Annotated in this window: 8 protein-coding genes, 1 tRNA gene and 1 pseudogene; 9 read left to right on the top strand and 1 reads right to left on the bottom strand. The window is 42.4% G+C overall.

Translation table 11 applies throughout. The features are described 5' to 3' along the window. The 7 genes from PX484_RS09365 to PX484_RS09335 form a co-directional block, all read left to right on the top strand. Positions 1–603: 3-oxoacyl-ACP reductase family protein (locus PX484_RS09365; RefSeq protein WP_288103588.1), on the top strand; the 603-nt coding region annotated here is incomplete at its 5' end. Between the two features lie 111 nt (positions 604–714). Next, positions 715–1,482 (top strand): proteasome-type protease, encoded by a 768-nt coding sequence (locus tag PX484_RS09360; protein WP_004163590.1) that lies wholly within the window; start codon positions 715–717, stop codon positions 1,480–1,482. 31 nt (positions 1,483–1,513) lie between these two features. Beyond that, positions 1,514–2,251: a sulfite exporter TauE/SafE family protein gene (locus tag PX484_RS09355; RefSeq protein ID WP_004163591.1), complete on the top strand. Its 738-nt coding sequence runs from the start codon at positions 1,514–1,516 to the stop codon at positions 2,249–2,251. 119 nt (positions 2,252–2,370) lie between these two features. After that, positions 2,371–2,790 carry a tetratricopeptide repeat protein gene (locus tag PX484_RS09350; RefSeq protein WP_004163592.1) on the top strand — a complete coding sequence of 140 codons (420 nt, stop codon included), beginning with the start codon at positions 2,371–2,373 and terminating at the stop codon, positions 2,788–2,790. Next, positions 2,783–3,670 (top strand): M48 family metallopeptidase, encoded by an 888-nt coding sequence (locus PX484_RS09345; RefSeq protein WP_004163593.1) that lies wholly within the window; start codon positions 2,783–2,785, stop codon positions 3,668–3,670. Before PX484_RS09350 ends, PX484_RS09345 begins: the two co-directional genes overlap by 8 nt. Next, positions 3,649–3,733: transfer RNA gene (locus PX484_RS09340), tRNA-Leu, on the top strand. The genes PX484_RS09345 and PX484_RS09340 overlap by 22 nt, the downstream gene beginning before the upstream one ends. A gap of 610 nt (positions 3,734–4,343) precedes the next feature. Beyond that, entirely contained in the window at positions 4,344–4,730 is a 387-nt protein-coding gene (locus PX484_RS09335) for a hypothetical protein (protein ID WP_287671174.1), read from the top strand. Positions 4,731–4,734: 4 nt separating this feature from the next. On the opposite strand, the gene PX484_RS09330 is transcribed toward PX484_RS09335, so the two are convergent. Next, positions 4,735–5,070: a hypothetical protein gene (locus PX484_RS09330; RefSeq protein ID WP_288103585.1), complete on the bottom strand. Its 336-nt coding sequence runs from the start codon at positions 5,068–5,070 to the stop codon at positions 4,735–4,737. 146 nt (positions 5,071–5,216) lie between these two features. Here PX484_RS09330 and PX484_RS09325 point away from each other — a divergent pair. Together PX484_RS09325 and PX484_RS25725 are read left to right on the top strand one after the other, a co-directional pair. Then, positions 5,217–5,387 (top strand): annotated as a pseudogene (locus PX484_RS09325) (DUF4164 domain-containing protein); the annotation flags it as partial. Positions 5,388–5,702: 315 nt separating this feature from the next. Further along, positions 5,703–5,787, top strand: an 85-nt coding sequence (locus tag PX484_RS25725; RefSeq protein WP_353853221.1) for a CP12 domain-containing protein, incomplete at its 3' end; no start/stop codon positions are given.

The following is a 5,787-nucleotide window of genomic DNA, read 5'->3' as shown; positions in this document are numbered from 1 at the left end:
GTCGAAGAAATTACCGCGGCCGGGGGAAAGGCAATAGCTCTACAAGCAGATGTGGCTAAAAGCGAAGAAGTGGATAATTTAGTGGACAGTACCAAGCAAAAATTCGGTCATATTGATGTCTTAGTTAATAATGCCGGTATTGCCCGGGATACCCTAATGTTAAGAATGAAATTAGAAGACTGGCAAGCGGTCATCGATCTCAATTTAACCGGAGTTTTTCTCTGCACTCGCGCCGTCGGTAAATTGATGTTAAAACAGAAAAGCGGCCGCATAATTAACATCACTTCTGTATCTGGTTTGATGGGTAATCCGGGTCAATCTAATTACAGCGCCGCTAAAGCCGGTGTTATCGGTTTAACGAAAACTTTAGCCAAAGAATTTGCCAGTCGAGGCATCACTGTTAATGCCGTGGCCCCCGGCTTTATTGAAACCGATATGACTCATGACCTCAAAGCAGATGAAATTCTCAAATATATCCCCCTCTCCCGTTATGGAAAACCGGAAGAAGTTGCCGGAATGGTGCGTTTTTTAGCCGCCGATCCCGCCGCTATTTATATCACTGGTCAAGTCTTTAACGTCGATGGTGGTATGGTTATGGCTTAATTCAGTTATCAGTTATCAGTTGTTGGTCGTCAGAATTTAGCTTTTTTATCCCAACTCTGGCACTCTCATCTCCCCACTTCCCAATTCATAATTCATAATTTATAATTTAAAATGACTTACTGTTTAGGAATTATCAATCGTTTTGGCATTGTTATGGGGGCGGATTCTCGCACGAATGCGGGAGTCGATTATATCTCGGCCTATCGGAAATTATTTGACTTTTCGGTATCGGGAGAAAGAGTAATTATGGTTTGTACATCGGGGAATTTATCGATTAGCCAAGGAGTGATTCACGAACTAAAAAGAGATCTGCACAATCAAGAGGATAAAAATCTCCATTCTCTGACTCATCTCTACGATATCGCCCACTATATCGGTGATAAAAGTCGTCAAGTACAAGCTAGGGAAAGAACTTGGCTAGAAAAAGATAATATTGATTTTAAATGTAAGTTTATTCTTGGGGGACAAATTAAAGGAGAAGATCCGCAATTATTCCTGATTTATCCCCAGGGAAATCATATTCAAGCCACCAAAGAAACGCCCTTTTTACAGATAGGTGAAACTAAATACGGTAAACCGATTCTCGATCGCACTATTACCTATGATACACCCCTAGAGGAAATGGCCAAATGTGCCTTACTTTCCATCGATTCGACCATGAAATCGAATATTTCCGTCGGACCGCCCATCTATTTGAGTATGTATGAAGCTAATAGCCTAAGCCTACGTCATAAGTTACAATTGCGCCTAGGAGATCCCTACCTAGCCAAAATGCGGAAACTCTGGGAGGATTACGTCCGGCAAGCTTTCGAGGCTATGCCCAATGTGGAATGGCATTATACCGATGAAGACCCCAAAGAGGATATCATAATAGATTAAGTAGCTCTTTTTAACTTAACTTGACAATTCGATGATCATTGTTACCTTGATGTTGGCAGGTAGTCTAGCTTGGTTTTTTAGTACCCTTGCTGGTGGGGGCAGTCCCCTGATTCTACTCCCCGTTTTAGGTTGGTTTCTCGATGCTGCCGTCATTCCTCCGGTTTTAACCACGGGGATGCTACTCGGTAACGTCCAACGCATGGGAATGTATTGGCGCGCCATTGACTGGCCCTCGACGGTGTGGTATCTACCCGGGGCAATTATGGGATCTACCCTCGGTGCTTTTGTCTTTGCCCATTTACAACTCAAATGGTTGCCGCTAGTTTTGGGAATTTTTCTGGTTTTCTCCTCGCTTAAACAATTATTTCCCCAAGAAGAAAATCCTTTTTTTGAGATTAAAACTTGGTATTTTATGCCCTCGGGATTTATCTACGCTTTCCTATCGGGATTAGTCGGTAGTACTGGCCCGATGATGAACCTGTTTTATATCAACTATGGGCTAGTTAAAGAACCAATGGTGGCAACGAAATCCGTTCACATGGTAGTAGTTCATGTGGCCAAATTAATCGCCTACGCAGCTTTTGGAGTTTTACATCTGCCTTTTATCGGTTACGGTTTATTATTAGGATTAGCGGCCTGGCCAGGTAATTGGTTAGGACAAAAAGTTTTAGAAAAAATGAGTCCCCAGCAATTTAAACAAGCAGTGATGTTATTCGTTTCGATGAGTGGCCTATTGATGATCTGGCGAGAACGGGGCATCGTCTTTTAAAATTTTACTGACAAGGGGACAAATTTTGCTAGAATACTAGATGAAGGTGAATTGTATTAACCCCGTGTAATACAGCGATAACCGTTAAATTTGCTCCTTGATTAACCCCGCAACTGAAAATGACAGAAACCGCCAATTTTACCCTCGAACAAGGTTTAGAACGCTACCAACAGGGAGAAAGTGCCGCCAGTTTATTGCCCGAATTTAAAGAATTAAGCGATCGCACTCCTAAAAATGCCGCCGTTTGGTCCTGTTTGGCTTGGTTATATATGCTCACCGATAAACCGGAATTAGCCCTAAAAGCCGCCCAAAAAGCCGTTAAACTCGATAAAGTTTCCCCCCAAAACCGGATCAATTTGGTTTTAGCTATGTTGGAAACCAAAACCGCCGGAGTTAGGGAACATATCGAACTGGTGCAACAATTAATTAGTTTAAACAAAGAAGTTCGCCAAGAAGTGGATGAAAATATCGCCGATGGTTTAGCTAGAAAACCCGATTGGAAAAGTTTAGAACGCGTTAAAGTTTGGTTAAATGAATAAGAATATGGAATTATCAAAACAGTTATTACTCGGCTTAAAAGCCAATGATTTTCGGCATCCCATCGACCTAGAGGCCACTAATTCCCTTAAACAATTGCCTGGGTTAGATATAGCCGTGAGAAGTTTGTTAGGTTCCGTCGCTGAGGAATTCTTTTACTTAAATAATATTGCTGCTAGTGTTTTGGTGGGAGAAAAACAATTACCCGACCTGCATAATCTCCTCCTAGAAGCTTGCCGAGTTCTCGACTTAGAACCACCTCAATTATACATTCAACAAAACCCCGTTCCTAACGCCTATACCTTCGCCATGCGCGGCAAAAAACCGTTTATGGTGATGCACACTTCCCTAATTGAAATGCTGACTCCCGCAGAAATTCAAGCGGTAATGGCCCACGAATTAGGTCATCTCAAATGTGAACACGGCGTTTATCTGACTTTAGCCAATATTATGGTCCTAGCGGCGGGATTACTGCCCAATTGGGGGACAATGTTAGCACGATCCCTACAGGAGAGAATGTTAGCATGGGTGCGCTGCGCCGAGTTTAGCTGCGATCGAGCGGCTTTATTGGCAGTTCAAGACCCAAAAATCGTCATGTCGGTGTTAATGAAGTTAGCCGGAGGTTCCCCCAGTCTCGCACCTTTATTAAATTTAGAGGCTTTTATCGATCAGGCCAAGTCCTACGATGCCGTCAGCACCTCGGAAATGGGGGAAATGTTAAAGGGTTTGCAAACCCAACAGTTAACCCATCCCCTCCCCGTCCTGCGTGCGCGAGAAATCGATCGTTGGGCCAGTTCCCCCGATTATCAAAATTTGTTAAAGGGGCCAAAAATAGGTTATAATGATAAAACTAATGCCAAGGGCGAATGGCGAAATTGGTAGACGCACCACACTCAAAATGTGGCGAGGTAGCCCCTCATGTCGGTTCGAGTCCGACTCCGCCCATTAAACTGACAAAAACTAAGCATAAGAATTTGCAGTACATTTTCTCAATCAGGTTCTCTAGTTGGTTCTGGGCTGCATCCCTCTTCTTTGGCGACTGCTAGGAGCAGAAAGTGAATGAGTCGAAGCTTATCTTGGTGAGATAACTGATTAACTGTGGGCAACAGTTGACTGAGTGACATATTCTTGACTCTGGAGAATACTTCTCTCCATTATAGGTTCAATTCTCGGCGTTGCTGATTTATAAGTATCAATTGTCCCCTAGGCAATTCTTAAAACTGGGTAACAAGCGTTCCTTATGTATATACATAATAAGTAGGTAGGCGTTAAAAATCATCAGACACCCCCGTTATCAAGGGTAGGGTTGATTCATGAATCAACCCTACCTTATCAAGGGGGGCAGGGGGGATCGAACCTAAAATCCATTCTTAATTTAATTATAACCAGCTACTTAAGTACAATATATACACATCACAATGTTAACACATTTATAGTGTGCATTATGTGCAGAATTTACATATTTAAGGCAGTTTTGGCATAATAAATATGTTTCGTTTTAAATTTGCAAGAGTTCTAATATAGTTCTTTCACTTAAGAAAAAAGAGAGGATAAAATGACTGATTTAGAAGAACTGGAAGCTTTTCAGCGCAGTTTAGAGTCTGCTCGTCTGCGTCGTCGTCAGTTGGAAGAGCAGCGCAGACAACTGGAGAATGAATATACTTCCTACGATACACCAGAAAAACTGAAAGGACTGGCAGAAATTGCCGAGACAGCTACTGAATCACCGACTTTTAAGGCAAAATTTTGCCATTTTTATCATCGAAGAGCGACGAGAACGACAGCAGATATAGTGGAAGGGGTGATCGGAATTACCTTTGGCAGTAATATCCCCTTAGCGATCGTAGCCCTAATTATTATTAAACTCTTAAGGATGCTTCTGGAAAACCGTCTTGATGATTATTACGCTCAGTTTGGAGAAACCGAACCAGAATCAAGATAAAAACCTAAGATGCCTCATTAACAGATATTTCAGCTTTTTTGAGGGCAATTTGCCATTCTAAGTCGGCTATTTCTCGATCGGGTTCGACAATTTCACTATTAACTTGCTTTAAATCGGCGATAATTTCTTGTTTACTGCGTTTTCTACCGTAGATAGCCAGTTCATCCTCTTGTAATTTCTCAAGGATAGAGTCTAGGGAAGCGGTTAAATCGGCCGAGGGATTGTCCATAATACCTAAACGCATTAAGACCTGTACCGCTTTGACAACGTCTTGCTGATAAGCTTCTCTAGAGGGGTAATCTTGGGGTTTTTTGAGATTTAAAGCGTCAATGATATTCATATTCTAGGTTATGAAGGTTAAATGCGAAACTGTGATTATGTCACACTTAATATACCTCAAGTTTCTGAGAAATTCCCTAACAGGGATTGCAATATCTTTTATTCTAGAGTAGAAATGCTCGACCGAGAAAATATTGATAGAGTGGAGAAATTAAAGGGGATATTAAGGCCTTAGATGCCAAAGTTACGCGACTAGAAAAGCGGGTTGACGATCTCAACGCACGAGTCAACATTACCACCATTGGATTCCTTAGCATTGTCGGCATTTTGGTGACAGGAATGCTGACTATTGCCGGCAAAACAGTCTTTTTCCCCTAGTCCCTAGAATAACTTATTCGATCTGCGCCACCCTGTCTAAGGGAGCATCGAGACTGGTAAGACGGCCTAAATAAGTCAGTATATGGTTCTGTTCGCTGTCTATCCCGGGGAGAAATGCCAGAGGGATTTCTCCAGTGCGAAATCTGGGCTAAAAATTGGCCCGGTCAGGAAATCTTGATCTTAAATTCCCCAACAATTGCGCTAGGATCGGCTCAATAGCACAGGAAAGGCGATCGAGTGGGATAACCGATCCTGTGGTTTGAGAAGGTGACTGTATAATTGTTAGAGTGTCAATAGATCAATTCCAGAGGAATCATGAGCAATATCCAAGATAAAATTCAAGAAGAGCTAGAAAACGCCAGAGCCGTCTGTAGTACGGAAGGTGCCACCTCTGGCGAAT

The sequence above is a fragment of the Microcystis sp. M49636_WE2 genome (genome assembly GCF_030065375.1).
In the GTDB taxonomy this organism is placed as follows: Bacteria; Cyanobacteriota; Cyanobacteriia; order Cyanobacteriales; family Microcystaceae; genus Microcystis; species Microcystis aeruginosa_C.
Note: the sequence above shows the minus strand (reverse complement) of the source record. Positions and strands in the feature narration are given on the sequence as shown.

Excerpts from the sequence above, each read along its gene's own strand:
- PX484_RS09345 (WP_004163593.1), top strand. The coding sequence starts at position 2,783 with ATGAATAAGAATATGGAATTATCAAAACAGTTATTACTCGGCTTAAAA.
- PX484_RS09350 (WP_004163592.1), top strand. The coding sequence starts at position 2,371 with ATGACAGAAACCGCCAATTTTACCCTCGAACAAGGTTTAGAACGCTAC.
- PX484_RS09360 (WP_004163590.1), top strand. The coding sequence starts at position 715 with ATGACTTACTGTTTAGGAATTATCAATCGTTTTGGCATTGTTATGGGG.
- PX484_RS09335 (WP_287671174.1), top strand. The coding sequence starts at position 4,344 with ATGACTGATTTAGAAGAACTGGAAGCTTTTCAGCGCAGTTTAGAGTCT.
- PX484_RS09330 (WP_288103585.1), bottom strand. The coding sequence starts at position 5,070 with ATGAATATCATTGACGCTTTAAATCTCAAAAAACCCCAAGATTACCCC.
- PX484_RS09355 (WP_004163591.1), top strand. The coding sequence starts at position 1,514 with ATGATCATTGTTACCTTGATGTTGGCAGGTAGTCTAGCTTGGTTTTTT.